At 42.2% G+C, this 23,537-nt stretch carries 21 protein-coding genes, 5 tRNA genes and 1 pseudogene; 20 read left to right on the top strand and 7 right to left on the bottom strand.

Features of this window, described 5'->3' with window-relative positions:
* The first annotated feature begins 423 nt into the window (after nucleotides 1-423).
* Genes FTU05_RS04320 through FTU05_RS04310 form a run of 3 tightly spaced genes read left to right on the top strand, consistent with a single transcriptional unit; the run spans nucleotide 424 to nucleotide 3,761 of the window.
* Nucleotides 424-2,523: an FUSC family protein gene (locus FTU05_RS04320; protein ID WP_180164323.1), complete on the top strand. Its 2,100-nt coding sequence runs from the start codon at nucleotides 424-426 to the stop codon at nucleotides 2,521-2,523.
* On the top strand, nucleotides 2,516-2,722 hold the full coding sequence (locus FTU05_RS04315) for a DUF1656 domain-containing protein (RefSeq protein WP_180164321.1): 207 nt from the start codon (nucleotides 2,516-2,518) through the stop codon (nucleotides 2,720-2,722). Before FTU05_RS04320 ends, FTU05_RS04315 begins: the two co-directional genes overlap by 8 nt.
* A 34-nt stretch (nucleotides 2,723-2,756) precedes the next feature.
* A complete protein-coding gene (locus tag FTU05_RS04310; RefSeq protein WP_180164319.1) occupies nucleotides 2,757-3,761 on the top strand; it encodes an HlyD family secretion protein in 1,005 nt (334 codons plus the stop codon).
* 105 nt (nucleotides 3,762-3,866) lie between these two features.
* On the opposite strand, the gene ruvX is transcribed toward FTU05_RS04310, so the two are convergent.
* Nucleotides 3,867-4,310, bottom strand: a complete 444-nt coding sequence (gene ruvX, locus FTU05_RS04305; RefSeq protein ID WP_180164317.1) for a Holliday junction resolvase RuvX — start codon at nucleotides 4,308-4,310, stop codon at nucleotides 3,867-3,869.
* Nucleotides 4,303-4,857: a YqgE/AlgH family protein gene (locus FTU05_RS04300; RefSeq protein WP_078189425.1), complete on the bottom strand. Its 555-nt coding sequence runs from the start codon at nucleotides 4,855-4,857 to the stop codon at nucleotides 4,303-4,305. The genes ruvX and FTU05_RS04300 overlap by 8 nt, the downstream gene beginning before the upstream one ends.
* 308 nt (nucleotides 4,858-5,165) lie before the next feature.
* On the opposite strand from FTU05_RS04300, the gene FTU05_RS04295 reads away from it, so the two are divergent.
* Nucleotides 5,166-5,891, top strand: coding sequence for a hypothetical protein (locus tag FTU05_RS04295; protein ID WP_180164315.1), 726 nt, complete (start codon nucleotides 5,166-5,168; stop codon nucleotides 5,889-5,891).
* Nucleotides 5,892-5,952: 61 nt separating this feature from the next.
* On the opposite strand, the gene recN is transcribed toward FTU05_RS04295, so the two are convergent.
* Nucleotides 5,953-7,614, bottom strand: coding sequence for a DNA repair protein RecN (gene recN / locus FTU05_RS04290; protein ID WP_078189423.1), 1,662 nt, complete (start codon nucleotides 7,612-7,614; stop codon nucleotides 5,953-5,955).
* 598 nt (nucleotides 7,615-8,212) lie between these two features.
* Here recN and FTU05_RS04285 point away from each other — a divergent pair.
* The 3 genes from FTU05_RS04285 (at nucleotide 8,213) to FTU05_RS04275 (ending at nucleotide 10,401) form a co-directional block, all read left to right on the top strand.
* Nucleotides 8,213-8,536: a pyrimidine/purine nucleoside phosphorylase gene (locus FTU05_RS04285; RefSeq protein WP_067763086.1), complete on the top strand. Its 324-nt coding sequence runs from the start codon at nucleotides 8,213-8,215 to the stop codon at nucleotides 8,534-8,536.
* A 177-nt stretch (nucleotides 8,537-8,713) separates the two neighbouring features.
* On the top strand, nucleotides 8,714-9,472 hold the full coding sequence (gene rlmB, locus FTU05_RS04280) for a 23S rRNA (guanosine(2251)-2'-O)-methyltransferase RlmB (RefSeq protein ID WP_180026537.1): 759 nt from the start codon (nucleotides 8,714-8,716) through the stop codon (nucleotides 9,470-9,472).
* An 8-nt stretch (nucleotides 9,473-9,480) separates the two neighbouring features.
* Complete coding sequence (locus FTU05_RS04275) at nucleotides 9,481-10,401, top strand: DMT family transporter (protein WP_373685266.1); 921 nt, start codon at nucleotides 9,481-9,483, stop codon at nucleotides 10,399-10,401.
* A gap of 14 nt (nucleotides 10,402-10,415) precedes the next feature.
* Here FTU05_RS04275 and coaE read toward each other — a convergent pair whose 3' ends face one another.
* Genes coaE through pilB form a run of 4 tightly spaced genes read right to left on the bottom strand, consistent with a single transcriptional unit; the run spans nucleotide 10,416 to nucleotide 14,856 of the window.
* On the bottom strand, nucleotides 10,416-11,018 hold the full coding sequence (coaE, locus tag FTU05_RS04270; RefSeq protein WP_180010660.1) for a dephospho-CoA kinase: 603 nt from the start codon (nucleotides 11,016-11,018) through the stop codon (nucleotides 10,416-10,418).
* A 9-nt stretch (nucleotides 11,019-11,027) separates the two neighbouring features.
* The gene (locus tag FTU05_RS04265) at nucleotides 11,028-11,888 is read right to left on the bottom strand and encodes an A24 family peptidase (protein ID WP_180039972.1); all 861 of its coding nucleotides are present in this window, start codon (nucleotides 11,886-11,888) and stop codon (nucleotides 11,028-11,030) included.
* Complete coding sequence (locus FTU05_RS04260) at nucleotides 11,888-13,114, bottom strand: type II secretion system F family protein (protein WP_168378204.1); 1,227 nt, start codon at nucleotides 13,112-13,114, stop codon at nucleotides 11,888-11,890. Before FTU05_RS04260 ends, FTU05_RS04265 begins: the two co-directional genes overlap by 1 nt.
* Nucleotides 13,115-13,146: 32 nt before the next feature.
* The gene (gene pilB, locus FTU05_RS04255; RefSeq protein ID WP_180026541.1) at nucleotides 13,147-14,856 is read right to left on the bottom strand and encodes a type IV-A pilus assembly ATPase PilB; all 1,710 of its coding nucleotides are present in this window, start codon (nucleotides 14,854-14,856) and stop codon (nucleotides 13,147-13,149) included.
* A gap of 275 nt (nucleotides 14,857-15,131) precedes the next feature.
* On the opposite strand from pilB, the gene tpiA reads away from it, so the two are divergent.
* The 13 genes and pseudogenes from tpiA to FTU05_RS04190 all read left to right on the top strand — a co-directional run.
* Nucleotides 15,132-15,923, top strand: coding sequence for a triose-phosphate isomerase (gene tpiA / locus FTU05_RS04250; protein WP_180004673.1), 792 nt, complete (start codon nucleotides 15,132-15,134; stop codon nucleotides 15,921-15,923).
* Nucleotides 15,924-15,936: 13 nt separating this feature from the next.
* Nucleotides 15,937-16,266 carry a preprotein translocase subunit SecG gene (secG, locus tag FTU05_RS04245; protein WP_078192560.1) on the top strand — a complete coding sequence of 110 codons (330 nt, stop codon included), beginning with the start codon at nucleotides 15,937-15,939 and terminating at the stop codon, nucleotides 16,264-16,266.
* Between the two features lie 52 nt (nucleotides 16,267-16,318).
* A tRNA-Leu gene (locus FTU05_RS04240) sits at nucleotides 16,319-16,403 on the top strand.
* Between the two features lie 48 nt (nucleotides 16,404-16,451).
* Nucleotides 16,452-16,528, top strand: a tRNA-Met gene (locus tag FTU05_RS04235).
* A 73-nt stretch (nucleotides 16,529-16,601) separates the two neighbouring features.
* Nucleotides 16,602-16,678: transfer RNA gene (locus tag FTU05_RS04230), tRNA-Met, on the top strand.
* A gap of 58 nt (nucleotides 16,679-16,736) precedes the next feature.
* Nucleotides 16,737-16,813 (top strand) — tRNA-Met (locus tag FTU05_RS04225).
* A gap of 90 nt (nucleotides 16,814-16,903) precedes the next feature.
* A tRNA-Met gene (locus FTU05_RS04220) sits at nucleotides 16,904-16,980 on the top strand.
* 216 nt (nucleotides 16,981-17,196) lie between these two features.
* The gene (gene rimP, locus FTU05_RS04215; RefSeq protein WP_078189416.1) at nucleotides 17,197-17,721 is read left to right on the top strand and encodes a ribosome maturation factor RimP; all 525 of its coding nucleotides are present in this window, start codon (nucleotides 17,197-17,199) and stop codon (nucleotides 17,719-17,721) included.
* A 35-nt stretch (nucleotides 17,722-17,756) separates the two neighbouring features.
* A complete protein-coding gene (gene nusA / locus FTU05_RS04210) occupies nucleotides 17,757-19,241 on the top strand; it encodes a transcription termination factor NusA (protein WP_180164313.1) in 1,485 nt (494 codons plus the stop codon).
* A 10-nt stretch (nucleotides 19,242-19,251) separates the two neighbouring features.
* Nucleotides 19,252-21,945: a translation initiation factor IF-2 gene (infB, locus tag FTU05_RS04205; protein WP_180164312.1), complete on the top strand. Its 2,694-nt coding sequence runs from the start codon at nucleotides 19,252-19,254 to the stop codon at nucleotides 21,943-21,945.
* Complete coding sequence (locus tag FTU05_RS04200) at nucleotides 21,945-22,352, top strand: ribosome-binding factor A (RefSeq protein ID WP_078189413.1); 408 nt, start codon at nucleotides 21,945-21,947, stop codon at nucleotides 22,350-22,352. Before infB ends, FTU05_RS04200 begins: the two co-directional genes overlap by 1 nt.
* A gap of 168 nt (nucleotides 22,353-22,520) precedes the next feature.
* On the top strand, nucleotides 22,521-23,186 hold the full coding sequence (locus FTU05_RS04195; RefSeq protein WP_180008039.1) for a M48 family metallopeptidase: 666 nt from the start codon (nucleotides 22,521-22,523) through the stop codon (nucleotides 23,184-23,186).
* 74 nt (nucleotides 23,187-23,260) lie between these two features.
* A pseudogene (locus tag FTU05_RS04190) lies at nucleotides 23,261-23,537 on the top strand (RNA-guided endonuclease TnpB family protein); the annotation flags it as partial.

Below are 23,537 nucleotides of genomic sequence, written 5' to 3'. Positions count from 1 at the left end.
ACTTTATAACAAATTGCTCGGCCTGATGTTGCGATTTTCTACACTGGAAATGAAACAAATCTGAAATATCACAGGGTTTCTTGGGTCATCCTGATAAAAGCATAGTAAAAACCTGAAATACTCATTTAAAATATAGTTGAATTATCAAAATAAGATATTTTTATTAACTTCGGTTTGTTTTTTTAGCAAAATTGCTATGAAAATATCCTATATTGAATAAATATTGCCCATCTGTTCGATGCGCAGGCAATGTTGCACATTACTTTTTGTATTCAAATGGTTTGAAATACGATTTGAATCGCTTCTTTACTTATTGAAATTTCTAGTCATTCCTGTGCCGTGATACAGGTTGTGCTGTCGAATGTTTAAGCATTCGATACGAGGTCGTTTTCACTAAAAAGAAGCAAACCACCGAGATCCATCATGCTGCTGACGAAACAAATACTCGCTTTTCGGCCCAATAAAATGGACTGGATTTTTGCGACCAAAACGTTCATCGCGGGCATGTTGGCATTGTATGTGGCCTTTGTACTGAATTTGGCTTATCCGATTTGGGCGATTGGCACCGTTTTCGTAATCGCGAATCCATATTCAGGCATGACGTCTTCAAAAAGTTTGTATCGTGTATTAGGGACGTTCTTAGGGGCGGCCGTGTCGGTGGTGGCACTGCCACATCTCATCCATATGCCAGTACTGTTTACAGTGTTTTTGGCGGTTTGGGTTGGGTTTTGCCTGTATTTGTCACTGCTAGACCGTACGCCTCGTAGTTATGTTTCCATGTTGGCGGGTTATACCACGGTCATTATCTGTTTTAACGTGGTGTATTTTATTGATACCGCTTCGATTTTCGATATGGCTTTGGGGCGTTTTCTCGAAATTACGGTGGGTGTGGTCTGTAGTGCCATCGTGACCACGACATTATTTCCAATGCATATTGGCCCTGCAGTCGAAACACGCGTGAGCAAAACCTTTGCCGATACCAAAGAAATTTTTGATCAGATTTTATTAGAGCCTGCTGAGCTAGAAAATTATTCTAAAAATCTTGGCAATATTGCACGAGATATCGCGGATATACATGTCATGGCGGTGCATTTGTCTTATGAAACATCCACCTTAAAAGGCATGACACGTCCATTGCAGGAAATCTTGCATCAGTTGAGTTTGTTGGTCAGTAACTTGGTGGCCATGTCTGAACGGATGAAACAATTAGACGGTCTGGACACACATTATCGGACGGCACTCAAGCAAGCCCATGAACATATTGCCGCGTTTTTATTAGATCAACATCAGATTGAGGAAAGTGAACTTAATCAATTGCCTGAACAATTTGAGCAAGATTTTCAACAGATTCAGGCACAGGCATTGCCATCACAGCAGGTGATTTTGGGCAGTCTAAAAATGGATATTCGCCATTTTATTCTGAATATTCGTGCGATTCGTCTGCTTTGGCAGCGGGTACAGCAAGGCGACTCCACTTTACCGGCTACACTGACCGCCTTGGGCAATAGTCATTATCCGACTTTGCACCGAGATGCGGGGGTTGCCATTCGTGGCGGGGTGTCTGCATGTTTGATTATTTTAATTTCTACGGGTTTTTGGATCGTTAGTGGTTGGAAAGCTGGATTTATGATGGCCGAAATGGCTGCGATCAGTGCCTGTATTTTAACTGCAATGGATAACCCTGTTCCTGCATTGAAAATGTTTATTCGCGCCAATATGTATGCGGCTTTCATGGTGTTTATCTACGCCTATGGCATTTTCCCGCATGTGACCGCTTTTTGGCAGTTGATCGTGGTGTTAGCACCGTTTGTGATGTTCTGTCTGATGCTGTTTTTACATCCGCCTTTGATTGGGATCAGCTTGCCATTACTGATGGGAGCGATTATGGGACTGAATTTTCAAAACCGCTTTAGCCTCGATCAGGTGTTTTTCTTTGATGCATCGATTGGGACGGTTTTGGGACCCATTATCTCGGTATTTATTATTCATTTAGTACGTGCAATGTCACCAGATATGACGGCCCAACGCATACTTTCACAGCACTACAAAGCACTGCGTCAGGCTTTATATCTGCCGTATGGCTTACCGTTTCGGGTGCATTTACGCAGTATGTTGGACCGAATCGGCATCCTAAACAGCAAAATGGTGCAATCAGGGAACTTGAAACAACAGATCGAGTGGGCTTTGGTGGAAGCCAGTGCGGTGATTGATTTGACCCGCTTGCAAGAACTCATGAATAAACTCGATCCGAATGAAGCACTGGTCAGCGAACTCGAAGAGTTACAACAAGATTTAGATGACTATTTTCGGGCCATGGAACAAGGGCAAAAGAATGTGTATATGAGCTTGAAACAGCAAATTGTAGAGCGAATTCAACGATTGAATCAGGCCGTTCAGGGTATTGAGAATGATGATGTTTTACATCGTATTCAGTATTCACTGAACAATATTCAAAGCAGTTTGTGTCATGTCCTAACACAGCAGATTCCAAATCATTTACAGATCGAGGCACAACATGGGTGAGCTAAATGTGTATGGCGTCTATGTGCCCATTCTATTGATTCAAGCGGTATTGGCCTATCTGTTATTGCGGATCATCATGCGTTTGCTTGACCGATGGATGGTGCAAGATTGGGTGTCGATGCCCAATATTTTTTATTTGGGTGTATTTGTGATGTTGCTTTGGCTGGTGCATGAAATCTTTATTTTCTGCCAGTTCTAAGCCCCTAAAAAAATGAAATGATTGAGGTAATCGTATGACCAATTTGAATGTCCGAAAATATGTTCGGCCTGTATTGTTGATAATCGTGCTATGCGGCGCATTACTTGCGCTGAAACATATTTGGGACTATTACAATTCGGAACCATGGACGCGTGATGGACGGGTACGTGGTGACGTGATTCAAGTGTCATCGGATGTTTCAGGTTTGGTCACAGACGTTTTAGTTCAAGACAACCAACAAGTGAAAAAAGGCCAAGTGCTGTTTCGTATAGATGTGGCACGTCAAGCCTTGGATTTTGAGCAAGCCAAATCTGACTTGGCGAAAGCCAAAGCAGGATTAGCAGGGGCTGAAGCACAGCTTGCTGAAGCCAAAGCAAATCTAGTGAAGTCACAAGCCAATATCAACCTTGCAGATAAAAATGCAAATCGTTATGCAAGTTTGATGGACGGTGCAATTTCAAAACAAGAACAAGATCAAATGTTTGCAGTACGTGATCAATCACATGCAGAGCATGAACAAACTCAGGCAGCGATTGAACAAGCCAAAGCCAGTGTGGTGCAGCAAAAAGCCCTAATTGAAGCGGCAAATAGCAGTTTGCATTTGGCTGAATTGAATTTAAACCGTTCGGAAGTGGTTGCACCGACTGATGGAACATTGTCTAACTTTGAGCTCAAAGCAGGGAATTACGTCAAAGTCGGCCAAGCCGTAGCGGCCTTAATTGACCGTCAACAATTGTATGTTGTGGGATATTTTGAAGAAACCAAACTGGATAAAATCTATGTTGGCGCACCTGCAACAATCCAACTGATGGGAAGTTCTGAAGTTTATAAAGGCCATGTACAAGGCGTTGCTACGGGGATTGAAGACCGTGAACGTACATCGACTGATGGTTTGCTTGCTAATGTTAATCCAACCTTTAGTTGGGTCCGTTTGGCACAGCGTGTACCAGTGAAAATTGTACTGGATGAAGTGCCGCATGATCAGTTGGCTTTTGTCGCGGGTCGAACCACCACGATTCATATTGTGGATAAAAACTAAGTTATCCCCAATCATTTCATTTGCGCAGCATTGAGTGATCAATCTTGCGCATAAAAAAGCATCCTCTTTTGGATGCTTTTTTATTTGCCTGTTCGTTGAAAGCGCTTAAGGTTTTAGTCCCACTGGATTTCGATACCAACTTTCAATAAACAATGCTGCAGCAAGGCTGTCGGCAGAAAGATTCTTCGCACGGCCTTGGGCTTGATAATAATCTAATTCATCACGCGCTTCACGTGTCGTTAAGCGTTCATCGACCATCAAGGTTTCAATATTGGTTTGGTGGCGAAGACGTCGTGCAAATTTACGCGCACGTGTGGAGAGTTCAGATTCGCTATCATCCATATTGAGCGGTAGACCCACGATGAACAAATCCGGCTGATACTGTTTCACAATCTTGAGTAAATTATCCCAATTGGGAATACCATCTTTCATGGGAAAGAGTGGCAGGGGATTTGCACTTTCAATCAGGGCTTGTCCTACAGCCATTCCTGTTTTTTGTGTGCCAAAGTCAAAGGCCATAATCATTTGATATTGTGGTAAATCAGGCATGTCCAATCTCAGATGATAACCACATGCGGTCTACGCCCATTTTTTTATAGGCAGCGTCCCAGCGGTCGTCATAAGGTAAGTTAAATATTAAATCCATGTCTGAGTCACAAATGAGCCAATCACCCCGAGCAATTTCTTCTTCTAATTGGCTTTTACCCCAACTGGCATAGCCTAGAGCCACCTGATAACGACCCACACCTTCATTGTGCGCAATCGCATCTAAAATATCTTTAGACGTGGTAATACAGACATTTTCACCTACAGCAATAGACGAATGCCATGTCGGTTGACCAGTATGAAGAACAAAACCTGCCTCTGGGCGCAAAGGACCACCTTGCAACACTTCATGAGGATGCACATTATCTGCCTCAATTTCTAAATCATTCAAGAGTTCTTTGATCTGCAAGCCCGAAGGACGATTAATAATGATGCCTTGAGCGCCATCTTCATCATGTCGCGCTAAATAAATCACCGTATTGGCAAAGAATTCATCGTTCATTTCGGGTGGAGCAATCAGGCAGCGGTGTGTGAGGTATTGTTTAGTCACCTAATGGCTTCTCCTTATTGGGGTAAGTTTCATTCTTGGGGGGAATTGCATTCGAATAACGTTGTATTTATCAACATACTAGACTCACAAGTTTTCAACAATGAGTTTTTCTGCAAATTCAATATTTGTCATGCTCGACCAGTGAGGGACATGCTAAAAATCTTCATCGTGCAGGCGGGTCTGCAATGTGGTGAATTGTGAAGCGATGATTGGTGATTTGAACAACAGCAGTACAAAAGTGAGGAGAAGATATACGTGATGGATGACTGAGATTGCTTAAAATAGCAGGATAAACTGAGGGTGAAACAATGACACATTTTTCAAAAATAATAGGGATGGCACTCTGTGCAAGCCTACCTATTTCAGGCTTTGCAGGAAGCGCTGACTTACAAAAACATGAATCTCAGGTGATTAAAAAATATAAAAAATTAAATTTTTATGAGGTCAATGAAGCGATAGAACGTGAAATTGTGGATGTCATTGCGGCAGATCCGAGCAGTTTTCACTACGGATTTACGCAACTCGAAAAGCAAGGTTTTGTTCATGTCCAATATTCACCAGATAAAAAACTTAAATTTTATAGTTTTGATGTGTCTGGCGGAGGCACCATGGGGGAGTGGAGCAGCTATGTGCAATATGCAACGGGAAAAACGCAACATTTAGATCAATTTGACTCAGGCTATATCAATCAAATTTTGCCGGTCAACATCCAAAATAAAACCGTATATTTGGTGAAGAGTTATTATAAAGGTGATAATTGTAGTGGACTACATCATCTAAGAGCTGTTGAAGTTGGACCAAAACAGTTACTTAAATCTTATGTATTTCAAACTAAGCAAAAGAAACTAGATCAAATCTCGGTAGATTATGACTGCCATTATGAAACCAATCGTCGTAGCGGTAATGAATATCTCAAAATCAGTCCGAAACACGTGGATGTTATGTTACTCAATCAACAACATCAGCCGCAGTATAAATATATACGCTATAGCTTAGGCTCGAAAGCCTTTGTGTATCAGGGGATTGTCAAATAGTGTATTTAAGAAAAAAGCCTGTGTACTTTGAATACACAGGCTTTTTTGAAAGCATCAAAAATTAACTATGTTGAAATTTTAATTGTCGCAACTGTTTTGCGTGTTGTAAGGTCGTTTGACTAATCTCCACACCACCAGTCATTCGAGCCAGCTCTTGGATCCGATCATCTTCTTCTAATTCGATAATTGTACTGCTTGCAGGATCCGTTTGACGTTTTTTCACCAAAAGATGTTGGTCAGATTGAGCAGCGACTTGGGCTTGGTGAGTAATACATAAAATTTGAACATGCTGCGCCAAATCAGCCAACAAACGTCCGACAATTTCTGCTGTTCCGCCACTGATCCCGACATCAATTTCATCAAAGACCAAGACTTCTGATTCAGTTTTTTCAGCATTCATCACTTGCATGACTAAGGCAATACGTGACAATTCACCCCCCGATGCCACGCGTGCTAAAGGCTGAGCAGGAATCCCTTTGTTTGCGGTGAACAGCAGTTGAATAAAGCTCAAACCTTCACTTGAAGCTTGTTCTAGAGGCTCAAATTTAAATTCAAAATGTGCTTCTGGGAGCGCGAGCTGCTTCACTTGTTCAGTCAATTGCTTCGCCAATGGGGTAGATGCTTCACGACGAATATCATCCAAATGCTGTGCTTTGGCTAAAAAGTCTTGATGAGACACTTCTACTTGTTCAGCTAAGGTTTCAGGATCTTCAAGTTGATGTAATTGTTCTAGCTCAAGTTGCCACGCATCATAATCATTTTTTAAATCTTCAGGCTGAGTACGATATTTACGCGCTAAGCGATGAAAAACTTCGAGTTTAGTGTTTAATTCGTCCATACGTTCAGGATCGAAACTTTGACGATCAATAAACTGACGTAAATTTGCGGTGGCATCTTCAATTTCACTTTGAGCGTTCAGTAGCGACGTATAAATTTCAGAAAGTTGTTCACTACGTCCTGCATGCGATTCAATCCGACGAATGATCGCGCCCATTTCTTGATTGATATTTTGCTCTGCGTCATCGAGGGCATTTAGACCATAGCTACAATCTTGCATGATATGTTCATGATGACTGAGACGGTCAAATTCTTGCTCGATTTCTTTGTAGTCCGTTTGCACAACGTCTTCAAGTTCTTCCAATTGAAGTTCAAGCGTTTCTATCCGTTGCTTACGTGTTGCTTGGGCGTCGAGTGCTGCTTGGTGCTGACGAATGTCCTTTTGCCATTTGCTATAAGCATCACGCACGGCTTGAGCAGGCTGATAGAAATTATAATAACGATCCAGCCAATGCTTTGGGTAGGGTGGTTCTAAAAGTTGTTGTTGGCTGTGTTGGCTATAGAGTTGAACCAATAAGCGGCCAATTTCTTTTAATTCGGATAAGCTGCTCGGACGTCCATTAATCCATGCCTTACTACGACCTGTTGCAAAAATCACGCGACGTAAATGGATTTCGCCAGACTCATCATCCAATTCGTGTTCTTTGAGCCAAAGCGCTTCAGGACTGTGCTCTTGATAGCTAAAGGTCGCTGTTACATCGGCTTTGTCTGATCCATAGCGCACATAGTTGGTGTCTGTACGTTCACCTAAGCAAGCTGATAATGCGTCTAGAAGTAAAGATTTACCTGCACCCGTTTCACCCGTCAGGACATTAAAGCCTTGTTCAATGTCGATGGCTAAATGGTCGGCTAATGCAAAATTGATCAGAGTTAAATGTGTCAGCATAAACGCATCCGAGCTGCGAAAAGTTCTAGTTAAAGATAATTAAGTTTTGTTTTGGTCACAAGACAAGTTTTATTTTAAGATGACGAAAAACCTCATAATTCTATCTTAAATTTCAGTTTAACAAGAAATTAGTTTCTTATCCGCTGTATCCATGCAGTGTTGTGATGTAAAGAGTAGGTGATCTTGCATAACGTGAGCTGAAACCATCAAATGTCCTGCCAAGTCCTCACAAAACACGTTTGTGTATGTATTCTTGTATTTAATCTAGCGTGTTATTGCCATAAAACGTCATGATTTGGTCACTCAAATCCACCAATATGATTCATCACGCTGCTATTTTTTTGAAATGATTTTGCAGCGTTTCAATTAACCCTAACTAGGACTTTAGTGGATGAAACAAAAAAGTATTTTGTACAACAGCACAGCTTGTTTTAGACTCTCAATGTTGAGGTGGTGGGATGAAATAGGGGCACATCCAGTACTCAGATTTTTGTAATTATCTATCGCACAGTTTTCAACACAGATTGATTAGTTTTTGCAGCACAATTAAACTACATCTATCAAAATATTATAAATATGCTTTATCTGGAGAAAACGCATGTCAGCACAGTTTGATCATGTATCAGTCATCAAAAAATCAAATGTTTATTTTGGCGGTCTATGCATCAGCCATACTGTGCAATTTGAAGATGGAACAAAGAAAACACTGGGTGTGTTGCTTCCAACTGAACAAGCGCTGACTTTTGAAACTCATGTACCTGAACGTATGGAAATTATTTCAGGCGAATGTCGTGTTCAAATTGCAGATAGCGAAGAAAGCGAATTATTCCGTGCGGGCCAATCGTTCTACGTGCCAGGTAATAGCCGTTTTAAAATTGAAACAGATGAAGTCTTGGACTATGTGTGCCACTTAGAAGGCTAATGATTCAATCAATTTAGGCACAGTTTTTTAACCTTAAATCGGTTAAACTATGTGTCATAGCATAAATCCTGTAAAGCTTGCTTTGCAGGATTTTTCTTTTTGGCAGCCTATGCTGTGCTCTAGGGATATCATACCCTGTTCAAAAGTTTATCGAAGTTTGCAATTTAGAGGTCGTTCATGGCGAAACCGGAATATTATTATGGCGTTCATTCAGTGGAGTCATTACTGGAACTTGAGCCAGAACGCGTTTTAACTTTATTTGCGTTAAAAGGACGTGATGATCAGCGTTTAAAACGTATTTTTGAGCTTGCAGAACCGTTTGGTGTCAGCATTCAAAAAGCTAGTCGTGATAGTTTGGAAAAACTTGCGGGACAACCGTTCCATCAAGGTGTGGTCGCGGCTGTACGCCCACATCCAGTCTTGAACGAAAAAGATTTAGAGGCTTTATTACAAGCCAATCCAAATGCGTTGCTATTGGCATTAGATCATATTACAGATCCACATAACCTTGGTGCATGCATTCGTACAGCGGCAGCCATGGGTGTTGAAGCTGTGATTGCACCGCGTGATCGTTCAGCGACGCTTACCCCAACAGCCCGTAAAGTGGCTGCAGGTGGTGCTGAAAAAGTGAAGTTTATTCAGGTGACGAACTTGGCACGTACCTTGGCTCAAATCAAAGAAGACTTTAATGTACGTGTGGTCGGCACTATGCTAGATGAAAAAGCATTGCCGATTCAAAATTTTGACTTCACAGGTACGGGTGTATGTGTGGTGATGGGCGCTGAAGATACAGGTTTACGTCCTATTACGCAGGCGCAATGTGATCAAACTGTTTACATTCCAATGGCTGGTAATTTGCAAAGCTTAAATGTCAGTGTCGCGACAGGTATGGCATTGTATGAAGCATGCCGTCAACGTAATAATAAATTGAAATAGCAGTGATGATGTCTCCTCAAAAGCAAGGTTATTTATATGTGTTCATTACCATGTGTATTTGGGGTGGATTTACCTTAACGGCGCGTTTAAGCGCCAATTGGGGAATCAGTGCTTGGGATATCACGGCGCTCAGGTTTGCTTTGGCATTTTGCATCTTAATGCCAATTTTGATTTATAAAAAAGATACGGCTTTTTTATGGAAGAAAGAGCCTTTTATCCTCGCTATGCTCGGTGGGGTGACCTATTGTTTAACGGCCTATAGTGCATTTCATTATGCTCCTGCGGCCCATGCGGCAATTTTCCTCAATGGTTGTATTCCCTTATGTACGGCTATAGCTGCATTTCTGATCTTCAAGCAGCCGCTCGATAAGCATACTTGGATCAGTGTAGTGATTATGGTCTCTGCCATTAGCTTAATGAGCTATTTGATGTATGTGGAAACCGGTGTAGCGTTTGGTCTCGGTGATTTGCTGTTTTTTATCAGTGCCATTTGGTGGGGGATATTTACGGTATTGCTTAAACAATGGAAGCTCTCTGCTTGGCATGCCATGGCGGGGGTTGCAATTTGGTCCGCCGTGGTATTTGTGCCAATTTACCTACTATTTTTCCCAAAACATTGGTCCGAACCAGAGCCGCTGCAGCTCGTTGGGCAAGTCATCTTTCACGGTGTTTTTGTGGTGATTATTGCGACTTTAACGTATGTAGAGGCGATCAAGCGCTTAGGTGCATTTAAAGCCGGAAGCATCGTAACTTTGGCACCTTTTATTGCTGCGATTTTAGCGGTGCCGTTGCTAAATGAACCTTTAAGTTTTGCAATCGTGTGCGGATTAGTCGGGATGGGGATTGGAGCGATTCAACCGTGGAAATGGTTGGGGCGAAAGGACAGTCTAGAGCAGCAACTCGAACAACAAAAAAAGCAGTCTGAGTAAGACTGCTTTTTTATTTAGCTTTTTTCAGCGTGCGCTAAGTACTTGAGATGCAAGGGTCGAAGCTGCGCATATAGATGATCTAAATGACCATCATTCAGCACGATATCATCGGCGATTTTTTGCTTTTCCTGACGTGACATTTGAACTTGAATAATTTTTTGGATTTGCTCGATATTTTGACCATCGCGCTGTGATGCACGCTGAATTTGCAATTGTTCTGTGGCATCAATCAGCAAGGTGTGATTGGTCAATTCATGTTGATTGGTTTCAAATAATAGTGGTGAAACCAAGATGACATAGGGGCTAGTGGCTTCGTTTAATTGTTGGATAATGGACTGGCGTATTGCAGGATGGGTAATGGCTTCAAGTGCTTGACGTGCTGTAGGATCTTTAAAGATATGCTCACGTAATGCACGCCGATTTAACTCACCATTTTCCAGTAAAACCCAATCACCAAATTGTTGTTGAATTTGATTCAGTGTGGATTGCCCCGGTTCAACAACTTCCCTTGCAACGATATCAGCATCGACGACTTGAATGCCTTGGAGTCCAAACCAATTGCTTGCAGCAGATTTACCGCTACCAATACCACCTGTTAAACCCAAGACAAATGTCATACAACGACCTTACTGACCCAAATAAATTTTCATAATTTGATCACCCCATAAAAAGGCGATCCATCCGGCGATGGCAATATAGGGACCAAATGCAAAAGGTTGGTTTTCTTTACGAACCTTGAGCAAAATAATGCCAATGATTGCACCTACCAGTGAAGAGAGTAATACAATCAGTGGAAGCAGGAAAGGGCCCATCCATGCACCCAAGGCAGCTAAAAGCTTAAAGTCACCATAGCCCATACCTTCTTTGCCAGTGATAATTTTAAATAAATAGTAAACGATCCATAGGCATAAGAAGCCGATGATATATCCCCAAATGGCTGAGGTTGCAGAGGTATAAATGGCATAGCTATTCACGCCAAGCCCGAGTGCAGCTAAAGGAAGGGTATAACGGTCAGGTAAAAGTTGGGTGTCAAAATCAATAAATGTTAATGCAATCAATACATAAGTCAGCACCAGACCAAACAGCATTTGGATGGTTGGGCCAAAAACAGCAACAACAATCAGCGCGCAGATCATGGTGAGTAGCTCGATCAGTGGATAACGGCTACTGATCGGGTTTTGGCAACTTCCACATTTTCCGCGTAACACAATCCAACTGATGACCGGAATGTTTTGATACCAACGAATGGGCGTTTTGCATTTTGGGCACGTTGAAGCAGGTGTACTCAGGGTGATCTTTGTTTCATCAATAATCGGTTGGTCTGGATGTAAAAACAGTTGGCAATCTGTGCGCCATTCTTGTTCCATCATCTTTGGTGTGCGGTAAATCACCACATTCAAAAAACTACCGATGCAAAGACTAAAAATCCCAACTGCGATATACATCGCAATTGGGGTATTGATTAAATATGTTATTAATTCTTGCATTAAACCACAGAACCCATTTGGAAGATTGGAAGATACATTGCAATCACAAGACCACCAACGAGGACACCCAGTACCGCCATAATTAAGGGTTCCATCATCGAGGTTAAGCCATCTACGGCATTATCAACTTCGTTTTCATAATGCGTTGCCACTTTATCTAGCATGGCATCTAAAGCACCTGATTCTTCACCAATAGCCACCATTTGAACCGCCATAGAGGGAAATTTATCGGTGACACGCATGGCGAATTGCAATTGCTGGCCGGTCGCCACATCTTCACGAATTTTTAACACAGCTGTTTCATATACCACGTTGTTGGTTGCACCTGCAGTTGATTCAAGCGCATCAATTAAGGGTACACCGGCTGCAAATGTGGTTGCCAAGGTACGGCTGTAGCGGGCAATAATTGCTTTATAAACCAAATCACCAAAAATCGGTGCTTTCAGTGCAGCTTTGTCCAAGAAGTCACGGAAAGCCTTGCTACGTTTTTTCGCTTCCATGAAACCAGCAATCACAGCTCCAATTCCAATGATGAGGAAGAACCAATATTTTTGCATCCATTCCGACATGTTGACCACCATTTTGGTAAAGGCAGGTAAGTCTGCACCAAATGATGAAAACAAGTCTTGGAATACGGGAACCACTTTTACCATCAAAATAATCGTCACAATAACGGCGACAACGATGACCGCTGCTGGGTATTTCATGGCTTTTTTGATTTTTTGCTTAAGCAATTCACTTTTTTCTTTGTAAATGGCAACACGGTCTAGCATGGTTTCCAATGCACCCGACTGTTCACCTGATTCAACCAAGGAGCAAAATAGGTTATCGAAATACTGCGGATATTTGCGCAGCGCACCAGCAAAGGTATTACCGCCTTCAACTTCACCTTTGATCCCCAAGACCACTTCACGCATGGCTGGGTTTTCTAGGCCTTCCGCCACGATTTCAAAACCCTGAACGAGCGGTACACCGGCTTTCATCATGGTTGCAAGTTGGCGCGTGAATACCGTGATATCCAAAGTGGATACTTTCTTTTTCATCAAGCCTTCGAGAATATTTTTGCGTTTTTCTCGAATGGTTTTAATGGTGATGCCTTGCTTACGTAAAGTGACTTTGGCTAAAGCCATATTACGCGAAGGCATTTCCCCTTTGATTTTCGCCCCTTTGCGATCCACGCCTTCATAACTGAAGGTTGGCATCATCTGCGCTTTTTTTACAGCCATGAATTTATCCTTATTTTTAAATACTAATTCACTTACTCACTGGTCACACGATTGACTTCTTGAAGTGAAGTCACCCCCTGCATGACCTTAATTAAGCCTGAACGGCGTAAATTGTTAAAACCTGCTTGATTTGAAGCTTCGGCAATTTGTAAGGCATTGCCATCTTCCATAATAATTCTTGAAATTTCAGGTGTCACTTTCATGACTTCATATATACCGACACGACCTTTATAGCCTTCGCGGCATTCGGAACAACCGACAGGTTGGTATATTTGAAATTCTGGTGTATTTAAATCGTCTTCAGTAAAACCAAGTTCCAGTAGACTTTGTTTTGGTACCTCTACTGTTTCTTTACATTGTGAACATAGGCGACGCGCAAGTCGCTGCGCAATGACAAGGTTCACGGATGTCGCAATGTTAAATGAGGGCACGCCCATATTGCGTAAGCGTGTCAATGTTTCAGGTGCACTATTGGTATGTAGTGTAGACATCACCATATGACCCGTTTGAGCTGCTTTAATGGCAATTTCAGCCGTTTCTAAATCTCGAATCTCACCGACCATCACAATATCAGGGTCTTGACGTAAGAATGACTTCAATGCTGCAGAGAAGGTGAGGCCGACTTTATTATTTACGTTGACCTGATTGATCCCTTCTAAGTTAATTTCCACAGGATCTTCGGCCGTTGAAATGTTGGTATCTTCACGGTTGAGAATGTTTAGACCTGTATATAAAGATACGGTTTTACCGGAACCCGTTGGACCGGTAATGAGCAACATGCCTTGCGGTTTTTCTAAAGCCTGCATGAACAGTTCTTTTTGATCCGGTTCATAACCCAACGCATCAATCCCTAACATCGCACTAGAAGGGTCAAGGATACGTAGAACAAGTTTTTCACCAAACAAGGTCGGTAAGGAGTTCACACGGAAGTCGATGGCTTTGTTCTTTGACAGCTTTAACTTAATACGACCGTCTTGAGGTATACGTTTTTCAGAGATGTCCATTTGTGACATGACTTTTAAACGCGAAGCAAGTCGAGTAGCGAGCTGCAAGGGCGGATTGGTAATTGTTCTTAATACGCCATCGACACGGTAGCGGACGCGGTAAGACTTTTCATAGGGTTCGAAATGTAAGTCGGATGCACCCATGCGAATGGCGTCGACTAGTAGTTTATTGATGTACTTAACAATCGGTGCTTCATCACCCGTTGCTTCATCTTCATCTTCTTGAGATGGATCGGGTGTTTCACTATCTAAATCAAGATCAAAGTCATCATCAAAGTCAAAAGTACTTTCTTCAGCGAAGTTCTGTTCAATTAACTTTTCAAGTTTGTCATGTTCAACAATAATGGTTTCGGTATTCAGCTTACTACCAAATCGGATAGCATCTACAGCTTCAATATTGGTGGGATTACTGATCGCAACGAATAACAAATTGCCATGTTTAAAAATGGGCAAAATACGATGCTTGGTAATTAACTTATCTTCAAACTCATCACGAATGATTAAAGACGTGTCATAAGTTGAAATATCAAAAACCGGTTCACCGAACTCTATCGAGATGGTTTCTGCAATCAGGCGTGCTGAAAGTTGATATTCCTGAATCAAATGCGGCACGATATCTTGATGAGCCTTTTTTGAATTTTGCAGCGCTGTTTGCATTTTTTCGGCAGACAGATGCCCTTCGTCAACTAAGCGACGAATAAACCCCGTAAATCTTGAAGAACCTTGAACTGCTGTCATGCTTTTACTTGCCTATGCTTCAGTCTGTTTATAATTGGTATAGCAAAATTATACTTTTGTTGCACAAAAATACCATATCTTAAAGTGTTGTCACTAGCTAAGAATTGGTAAAAAGCATGAACCAGTCCTTAAATCTGCTTAATTTTTTTACAGAAAAGTGAAGATCTTGGAATGACTAGAGTCATTCGAACACGCAAATGTGTTGAAATTTATCTTCAAAATTATGAATTACGTGTAGAATGTGCCCGATTTCATCTTTGTCATGTGGGATAAATATGTCGGGTTCGACGATTACGCCTTGGGTAGTGGGTAACTGGAAAATGAACCCATTGCAAGCCGATGCTGGCGCACTTCTTAAGAATTTTAAGCAATTATTAGATGAACAAAATATTGCTGAAGCGGCATGCCATATTGGGGTTGCACCAACAGCTATTGCTCTGACCACGGTGCAAAATGAATTAGCACAGGCTAGCCGTCATATTATGACTGTTGCACAAGATGTTTCTCGCGTCGCAGGTACAGGTGCATATACGGGTGAGCTCAGTGCTGAGCTATTAAAAGATTATGGTGTTGAATTTGTACTGATTGGTCATTCAGAACGCCGTGAAATTTTTGCTGATCAACCGCATATCATTAATGAAAAAGTAAAAAATGCATTAAACGCGGGTTTAACTGTGATTTATTGCGTGGGTGAAAGCTTAGAACAACGTGAAAGCGGCCAAGCAGAACAAGTTGTGTTACAACAAATATGTGATATTGCTGCTGTCGTACAAGCAGAGCAGTGGAAACAAATTGTGGTGGCTTATGAGCCAATTTGGGCCATTGGCACAGGGAAAACAGCGTCACCTGAAGATGCACAAGCGATGCATGCTAAAATTCGTGAAGGTTTAAGCCAAATCACCCCAATGGGACTTCATACTGCAATTCTTTATGGTGGTAGTGTAAAACCTGAAAATGCAGTAGAGTTGGCAGCCTGTCCAGATATCAATGGTGCGCTCGTCGGTGGTGCATCATTAAATGCAGAGTCGTTTTATAAAATTGCTCAAGCATTTGCAAATACAAAATAATTAGGAGTTCAGCATGCATACGTTTGTGCTGGTGGTACATATTATCTTAGCGATTTTAATGATCGTGCTGATTTTAGTTCAGCATGGTAAAGGCGCAGATGCGGGTGCATCTTTTGGTGGCGGCGGTGCTGCAACTGTATTTGGTGCATCTGGTTCGGGTAACTTTATGACCCGTTTGACTGCAATTTTAACGGCTTTGTTCTTTGTTACGAGCTTGACACTTGCTGTGTTTGCAAAGAAACAAACGACAGATGCTTATAGTCTGAATGCGATTTCTTCAGTACCGACTGCGCCAGCAAAATCGGCTGAAACTTCGCCAACTGCACCAAAAAGCGCTGAATAATTTATTTAGCGCTTTCTTTTTTGACGTGTTGCGACTAGAATGCGTCACAGCTGCGGTGGTGGTGGAATTGGTAGACACGCTACCTTGAGGTGGTAGTGCTTTCGGGCGTGGGGGTTCAAGTCCCCCCTTCCGCACCAACTTATAATCCAGAACATAAGTTGGTGTATGCAGCAAAACTCTGTTGATGCGGGATGGAGCAGTCTGGTAGCTCGTCGGGCTCATAACCCGAAGGTCGTTGGTTCAAATCCAGCTCCCGCTACCAATCAATTCTATTTTTAAGATGCAAACTTTTAAATGGACAGCTTTTAAAGCTGAGAGAACTATTTGCATATTGATGCGGGGTGGAGCAGTCTGGTAGCTCGTCGGGCTCATAACCCGAAGGTCGTTGGTTCAAATCCAGCCCCCGCTACCAATCTTATATAGCGCACAATCTATATAAGCAGTTTGTCTGAAAGTCATTGTGATGTTGATGCGGGATGGAGCAGTCTGGTAGCTCGTCGGGCTCATAACCCGAAGGTCGTTGGTTCAAATCCAGCTCCCGCTACCAATCCTCTGAGATGCAACTCAGTAGGGCAATTCTTCAGGTTGTTTTAGATTGAAAATGGCCAAGAAATTGTATATAATTTTTGCATGTTGATGCGGGATGGAGCAGTCTGGTAGCTCGTCGGGCTCATAACCCGAAGGTCGTTGGTTCAAATCCAGCTCCCGCTACCAAGTTTCTAAAAGAGGCTCACAACTAGGTGGGCCTTTTTGCACAGTGGACTATGGTTTTCTGTGTAATAATGGGGCGATTTACGCCCTTTTTTATTGGCTATCGTGTAGTGTCGACAGTATTTTGGTCAAACCGTCATGTTTCACTACTACTATAGTTTTGCATTGGTCTGTAGTGGTCATTTCGACCATCGAATCGCACAAATTTGACGAGAGTAAATGAAGCTATCAAATAAAACTCAAGCACTTCAGGACTTAATTGCCCCAGCGGTGCAAGCATGTGATGTAGAACTTTGGGGGATTGATTTCCAACCTCAAGGTAAGCGTTCACTGTTACGTATTTATATCGACCGTGAAGTTGATGAAAATGCAGAACCTGTCATCAATGAAGATGGCGAAGTTGAGCAAGGCCGTGGTATCGGCGTGCAGGACTGTGTTCGTGTCACTCAGCAAGTGGGTGCGATGTTGGATGTACATGATCCAATTTCAGGCGAATATGCATTGGAAGTGTCATCTCCAGGTTGGGATCGTCAGTTCTTTAAATTGGAACAAATGACGGCATACATTGGTCAGCAAGTCGCTTTGCGTTTGATCAGTGCTGTGGATAATCGTCGTAAATTCCAAGCCAAACTTGTAAGCGTAGACCTTGAAAGCGAAATGATTCAGGTTGAAGTTGAAAAGCAACAAGTGTTGGATATTGACAGCCACAATATTGATAAAGCAAATCTGGTTTTCCAAGATTAATTTAATAAATAAGAATCTGAACGAATAGGTGACTTATGGCTCGTGAAATTCTTACCGTAGTAGAAACGGTTAGTAACGAAAAAGGTGTAAGTCGTGATGCAATTTTTGAAGCGCTTGAACAAGCTTTAGTTGCAGCGACTAAGAAGAAATTCTACGAGGGAACTCACTCGGAAGAAGCTCGTCTACGTGTAGAAATCGACCGTCGTACTGGTGATTACCGTACTTTCCGTCAATGGGAAGTGGTTGCCGACGAAGATCACGAAATGCCAGCATGCCAAGATGCGATCTCTGATGTAGATCCTGCAAAATGGGCAATTGGCGATATTCGTGAACTTGAAGTTGAATCGATTGATTTCGGTCGTATTGCGGCACAAATTGCGAAACAAGTGATTGTTCAAAAAATTCGTGAAGCAGAACGTGCATTAATTGCAGATGCTTACGAGTCTAAAGTTGGTGAACTCATCTACGGTGAAGTGAAAAAACAAACCAAAGATGGCTTTATCATTGACTTAGGTGACAATGCAGAAGCATATCTTGCGCGTGAAGAAATGATCGCTAAAGAAATTCTACGTCCTAAACAACGTGTAAACGCGATTTTGTTTAATGTGAACCGTGAAGGCCGTGGTGCTCAGTTATTACTTTCTCGTTCTAAACCAGAAATGCTCATCGCATTGATGAAGAAAGAAATTCCTGAAATTGCTGAAGAAATCATTGAGATTAAGGCAGCTGCACGCCAACCTGGCGTTCGTGCTAAAATCGCTGTGAAAACAAACGATCACCGTATTGATCCTGTAGGTGCATGTATTGGTATGCGTGGTACACGTATCCAAGCGGTTCAGTCAGAGTTAAATGGTGAGCGTATTGATGTAGTCGTTTGGTCGGATGACGCGGCACAGTACATTGCAAGTGCTTTAGAGCCTGCTGATGTATCAGGTATCGTGATTGATGAAGAAGAACGTACTGCAGATATTATTTTTGCAACGAGTGATCAGTTAGCGCGTGCAATTGGCTCTCAAGGTCAAAACGTACGTTTAGCATCTGAATTGACTGGTTACAAGCTCAATATGATGCTTGAAGAAGAATATCACGCACGCCAACAAAACGAAGCGCAACAATATTTAGATATGTTTGTTACACGTCTAGATATTGATGAAGACTTAGCGATGGCGTTGGTTGAAATGGGCTTCACATCATTAGAAGAAATCGCGTATGTTCCTTCGGAAACATTCGATGAGATCGAACTTGATGCTGAAACTGTTGAAATGCTACAAGGTCGTGCAAAAGAAGTTGCATTGGCTGATGCATTGAAACAACAAGAGAACATCCAAGAGCCAAGCGAAGAGCTTGCTGCAATGGAAGGCGTGACTAAAGAAATCGCGTATGCGCTTGCCGCTCGCGGTGTGGTAACTGTAGATGATCTTGCAGATCAAGCCACTGACGATATCTCTGATATTGAAGGTTTAGGTGCTGAAAAAGCAGGTCAACTTATTATGAAAGCGCGCGAATCATGGTTTAACTAGGAGGTAATATATGACGGACAAGTCGATTAAGGAGTTAGCTCTCAGCGTGGGTCGTCCAGTTGAGAAGCTGCTGGAACAGGTTCGTGATGCAGGTTTAACACAAACTAAACCTGAAGATATTATCTCCACTGAACAACAAAATGCCCTCGTTAACCATTTGAAAAAAGTTCATGGTCAGGATGCGGGCAATGCAGGACAAATCACGTTGAAACGTAAAACTACCAGTACTGCTAAAGTGGCGAGTACATCGGGCAAGGCAAAAACGATTAATGTAGAAGTTCGTAAGAAACATACATTTGTTAAACCGGATCCTGAGCAAATTAAAGCTGAAGCATTAGCGAAAGCACAAGCTGACCAACAAGCACGTAAACAGGAACCTAAGTTTGAAGCGAAAGCTGAAGAACCGAAGCAACAACCAGTATCTAAAGCGAAACAAGCTTTAGAAGCAATGCGTGCTGCTGCGAAGCAAGAACATGCGAAGCAAGAAACACCGAAAGCTGCGGTTGTTGTAAAACGTAAGTCAAACAACAAGCCAATTACAAAACCTGTTGAAACTCTAGAACAGAAAAAAGCACGTGAAGCTCAAGCAGCACAATTGAAAGCTGTAGAAGAAGCGGCGCGTCGTAAAGCCGCTGAAGAAGCGCAACAACGTACGCTTGAGCAAATGCGTCAAATGGCGTCTAAGTATTCTAACGAAGACACTACTGCGACCATTCGTGTTGTAGATGATTCTCCGCTTGCTGCCGGCCTTGTAGGTCAGGCATATGAAGATTCATTTGCGAAAGAAGACCGTGAAATTAAACGTGGTACCAATACCAACAATTCACGTTCACCTAAAAAAGGTGGTCGTCGTGGTGAAGAGCAATCTTTCCGTGATAACTCACATAAACGTGGTTTAAAAACAAGTCAAGCGAACAAGCATGGCTTTGAAAAACCAGTTAAAAAACAAGTTTATGATGTTGAAATTGGTGAAACAATTGTTGTTGCTGACTTGGCTGCGAAAATGGCGGTTAAAGTTCGCGAAGTTATCAAATCACTCATGAAAATGGGCGAATTGGTTACTCAAAACCAAGCGATTGATCAAGAAATCGCAGTACTTGTTGTTGAAGAAATGGGTCACAATCCAGTACTTGTTTCGGATACACAAGCAGAAGACAACTTACTTGAAGCAGCTGAAGAAGCGCGTGGTGTCCAAACCACTCGTCCGCCAGTTGTGACAATTATGGGTCACGTTGACCATGGTAAAACATCACTTCTTGACCGTATTCGTCGCTCTAAAGTGGCTGCAGGTGAAGCAGGTGGTATCACACAGCACATCGGTGCATACCATGTGAAAACTGAAAAAGGTATTATTACTTTCTTAGATACACCGGGACACGCAGCATTTACTGCAATGCGTTCACGTGGTGCGAAATCTACAGATATCGTAGTGTTGGTTGTTGCAGCAGATGATGGTGTTATGCCACAAACTGCTGAAGCGATTGACCATGCACGTGCAGCAGGTACGCCAATTATTGTTGCTATCAACAAAATGGATAAAGAGTCTGCTGATCCAGATCGCGTATTGAATGAGTTGACGACGAAAGAAATCGTACCCGAGCAATGGGGCGGTGACGTTCCAGTGGCAATGGTTTCTGCGCACAGCGGTGCAGGTATCGACGAACTTCTTGACTTGATCTCAATTCAAGCCGAACTTCTTGAGCTTAAAGCATCTGAAGAGGGTGCGGCACAAGGTGTTGTAATTGAAGCACGTGTAGACAAAGGACGTGGTGCGGTAACATCGATTCTTGTTCAAAACGGTACATTGAAAGTGGGTGACCTTGTTCTTGCAGGTTCGTCATACGGTCGTGTACGTGCAATGACAGATGAAAATGGTCAACGTATTAAATCTGCTGGTCCTTCGATTCCTGTGGAAATCTTGGGTCTACCAGAAGCGCCAATGGCGGGTGATGAAGTTCTTGTTGTAAATGACGAGAAAAAAGCACGTGAAGTTGCTGATGCGCGTATGGATCGTGAACGTCAAAAACGTCTTGAGCGTCAATCTGCGATGCGTCTTGAAAATATCATGGCGTCTATGGGCAAGAAAGATGTGCCTATTGTCAACGTGGTATTGAAAACAGACGTACGTGGTACTTTGGAAGCATTACACGTTGCACTTGCTGAACTTGCAACTGATGAAGTGAAAGTACGTATTATTGGTTCAGGTGTTGGTGCGATCACTGAGTCTGACGTAACACTTGCTGAATCATCAGAAGCGGTTCTTCTCGGCTTTAACGTACGTGCTGATAATACTGCACGTCAAAAAGCTGATGCTGATGGTATCGACATTCGTTACTACTCGATCATCTATCAATTAATTGATGATGTGAAAGATGCGATGAGCGGTAAATTAGCGCCTGAACACCGTGAAACAATTCTTGGTGTTGCTGAAGTACGTGAAGTGTTCCACTCAAGTAAATTCGGTGCTGCTGCAGGTTGTATGGTACTTGAAGGTACATTACACCGTAATAAACCGATTCGCGTATTACGTGATGACGTGGTGGTATTCCAAGGTGAGCTTGAATCTCTTCGTCGCTACAAAGATGTGGTTGAAGAAGTTCGTGCCGGTATGGAATGTGGTCTTGCGGTGAAAGGCTATAAAGACATCAAAGCACAAGATAAGATTGAAGTGTACGATGTTCAATTGATTAAACGGAGTCTTTAATGGCGGGTAGTCAACGTCTGAAGCGTATGGCGGATACAGTACAACGTGAGTTGTCAGAACTGATCCGTCAGGAGCTGAAAGATCCACGCTTAGGTGGTCTTGTGACCATCTCTGCCGTGAAGGTGAGCCCAGACTTAGGATATGCCGAAGTTTATGTGACTGTAATGGGTCGTGAGCTAGGCGATGAGCAAAGTGAAGCCGCAAATAAAGAAACTTTAGATGTCTTGAATAAAGCATCTGGTTTCTTGCGTCATGAACTGAGCCGTCGTATCAAAACACGTATTACGCCACGTTTGCGTTTCCATTACGACAAAACAAATGCTTATGGCAACTATATGTTTGGTCTAATTGCGGAAGCAGTCAAGGACTTACCTCCTACTGACGAAGCAAAAAAAGATGATGAATAATTCAGTTCGCTGAATGAAAAAAGCCACCTTCGGGTGGCTTTTTTATGTTTGAATGGTCATTATTTAAAAATACCCAATAACACACAGAATTATAACTAGATGATAAAACTAAGCTTGAAAATGACATTGGATAGTCCAGTCTATACACACAATATAATAAAAAAAATCATGCTATTGAGCAGCATATTACTCATCACTATGCCAAGTTGGGCATGTTTAAATACCTATGTAGAAGATTTTTATACATCTGATTCAGAAAAAGAAAATCAACACGAAGAACATCATGACGAAAAATTGAAGAACTTTGTCTCAAGGCATCCTAGCCCAATAGACTATCAGGCAGAAAATGATTATGCCGTACATCAGATCTACGCAGGCCGTTACGATTTAGCCATTAAGGTTTTACGTGCAATTGAAAATGAGCATCCAGGTTTACCGAAGACGGCAGTGAATTTAGGCACAGCTTATGAGTTGATCGGCAATATTTCACTAGCCAAAAAATGGATTGCTGAAGGTATGAAGCGTGATCCATCGATTCATCTTGGCAGTGAATGGATTCATCTGAATATTTTAACAGCCAAAGAAAAACGTGCGACGGCAAAATATTTTCATGAATTTCCATTGTTGAATGTACATTATGGAACAGGTTATGTACCTGATGCGCACTGGAAGAATCAGCGAAAACTCACAACAGCAGAATATGATGCTATACGAGAGCAGGCCAGTTTACAGATTAATGAGCGGAAAAATTTTGTTTCAAGACAGAATGCCGTGATGGCACAGCTGTTTTATCAAATGGAGCGTAAAACTCAGTCCTTCAGGTCAGAGATATAAGCGACACGACATGAAGTGTCGTTTGATTTAACTAAGGACTATTTTCCTTGAGTTTTGATTGTTAATATAAGTACATGAAAACCCTTAAATTACGTATAAAAGACAAACATTGCAAGGTGTTAGACCAACTAGCATCAGAAGTGAACTTCGTCTGGAATTATGTCAATGATTTAGGGTTTAGGCATTTGAAGCGGAAAGGTGAATTTCTCTCTGCTTTTGATATGGCCAAATATACGAAAGGCACATCCAAAGAATGTAATTTACATAGTCAAACCATTCAGGCTGTAACTGAAGAATTAGTCACCCGAAGAAAGCAATTTAAAAAGGCAAAGCTGAAATGGCGTGTCAGCA

Origin of the sequence: Acinetobacter sp. YH12049 (genome assembly GCF_013419875.1) — a bacterium.
Classification (GTDB): Bacteria; Pseudomonadota; Gammaproteobacteria; order Pseudomonadales; family Moraxellaceae; genus Acinetobacter; species Acinetobacter amyesii.
This window is presented reverse-complemented; position numbering and strand designations above follow the sequence as displayed.

Bases quoted from the DNA above. Each gene is read 5' to 3' on its own strand.
- ruvX (WP_180164317.1), bottom strand. From the start codon at position 4,310: ATGCCTGATTTACCACAATATCAAATGATTATGGCCTTTGACTTTGGC.
- pilB (WP_180026541.1), bottom strand. From the start codon at position 14,856: ATGACAGCAGTTCAAGGTTCTTCAAGATTTACGGGGTTTATTCGTCGC.
- tpiA (WP_180004673.1), top strand. From the start codon at position 15,132: ATGTCGGGTTCGACGATTACGCCTTGGGTAGTGGGTAACTGGAAAATG.
- FTU05_RS04200 (WP_078189413.1), top strand. From the start codon at position 21,945: ATGGCGGGTAGTCAACGTCTGAAGCGTATGGCGGATACAGTACAACGT.
- FTU05_RS04275 (WP_373685266.1), top strand. From the start codon at position 9,481: ATGTCTCCTCAAAAGCAAGGTTATTTATATGTGTTCATTACCATGTGT.
- infB (WP_180164312.1), top strand. From the start codon at position 19,252: ATGACGGACAAGTCGATTAAGGAGTTAGCTCTCAGCGTGGGTCGTCCA.
- FTU05_RS04310 (WP_180164319.1), top strand. From the start codon at position 2,757: ATGACCAATTTGAATGTCCGAAAATATGTTCGGCCTGTATTGTTGATA.
- FTU05_RS04315 (WP_180164321.1), top strand. From the start codon at position 2,516: ATGGGTGAGCTAAATGTGTATGGCGTCTATGTGCCCATTCTATTGATT.
- FTU05_RS04285 (WP_067763086.1), top strand. From the start codon at position 8,213: ATGTCAGCACAGTTTGATCATGTATCAGTCATCAAAAAATCAAATGTT.
- FTU05_RS04260 (WP_168378204.1), bottom strand. From the start codon at position 13,114: ATGGCTGTAAAAAAAGCGCAGATGATGCCAACCTTCAGTTATGAAGGC.
- FTU05_RS04265 (WP_180039972.1), bottom strand. From the start codon at position 11,888: ATGCAAGAATTAATAACATATTTAATCAATACCCCAATTGCGATGTAT.
- rimP (WP_078189416.1), top strand. From the start codon at position 17,197: ATGAAGCTATCAAATAAAACTCAAGCACTTCAGGACTTAATTGCCCCA.
- FTU05_RS04320 (WP_180164323.1), top strand. From the start codon at position 424: ATGCTGCTGACGAAACAAATACTCGCTTTTCGGCCCAATAAAATGGAC.
- coaE (WP_180010660.1), bottom strand. From the start codon at position 11,018: ATGACATTTGTCTTGGGTTTAACAGGTGGTATTGGTAGCGGTAAATCT.
- FTU05_RS04195 (WP_180008039.1), top strand. From the start codon at position 22,521: ATGCTATTGAGCAGCATATTACTCATCACTATGCCAAGTTGGGCATGT.
- secG (WP_078192560.1), top strand. From the start codon at position 15,937: ATGCATACGTTTGTGCTGGTGGTACATATTATCTTAGCGATTTTAATG.
- nusA (WP_180164313.1), top strand. From the start codon at position 17,757: ATGGCTCGTGAAATTCTTACCGTAGTAGAAACGGTTAGTAACGAAAAA.
- recN (WP_078189423.1), bottom strand. From the start codon at position 7,614: ATGCTGACACATTTAACTCTGATCAATTTTGCATTAGCCGACCATTTA.
- FTU05_RS04295 (WP_180164315.1), top strand. From the start codon at position 5,166: ATGACACATTTTTCAAAAATAATAGGGATGGCACTCTGTGCAAGCCTA.
- rlmB (WP_180026537.1), top strand. From the start codon at position 8,714: ATGGCGAAACCGGAATATTATTATGGCGTTCATTCAGTGGAGTCATTA.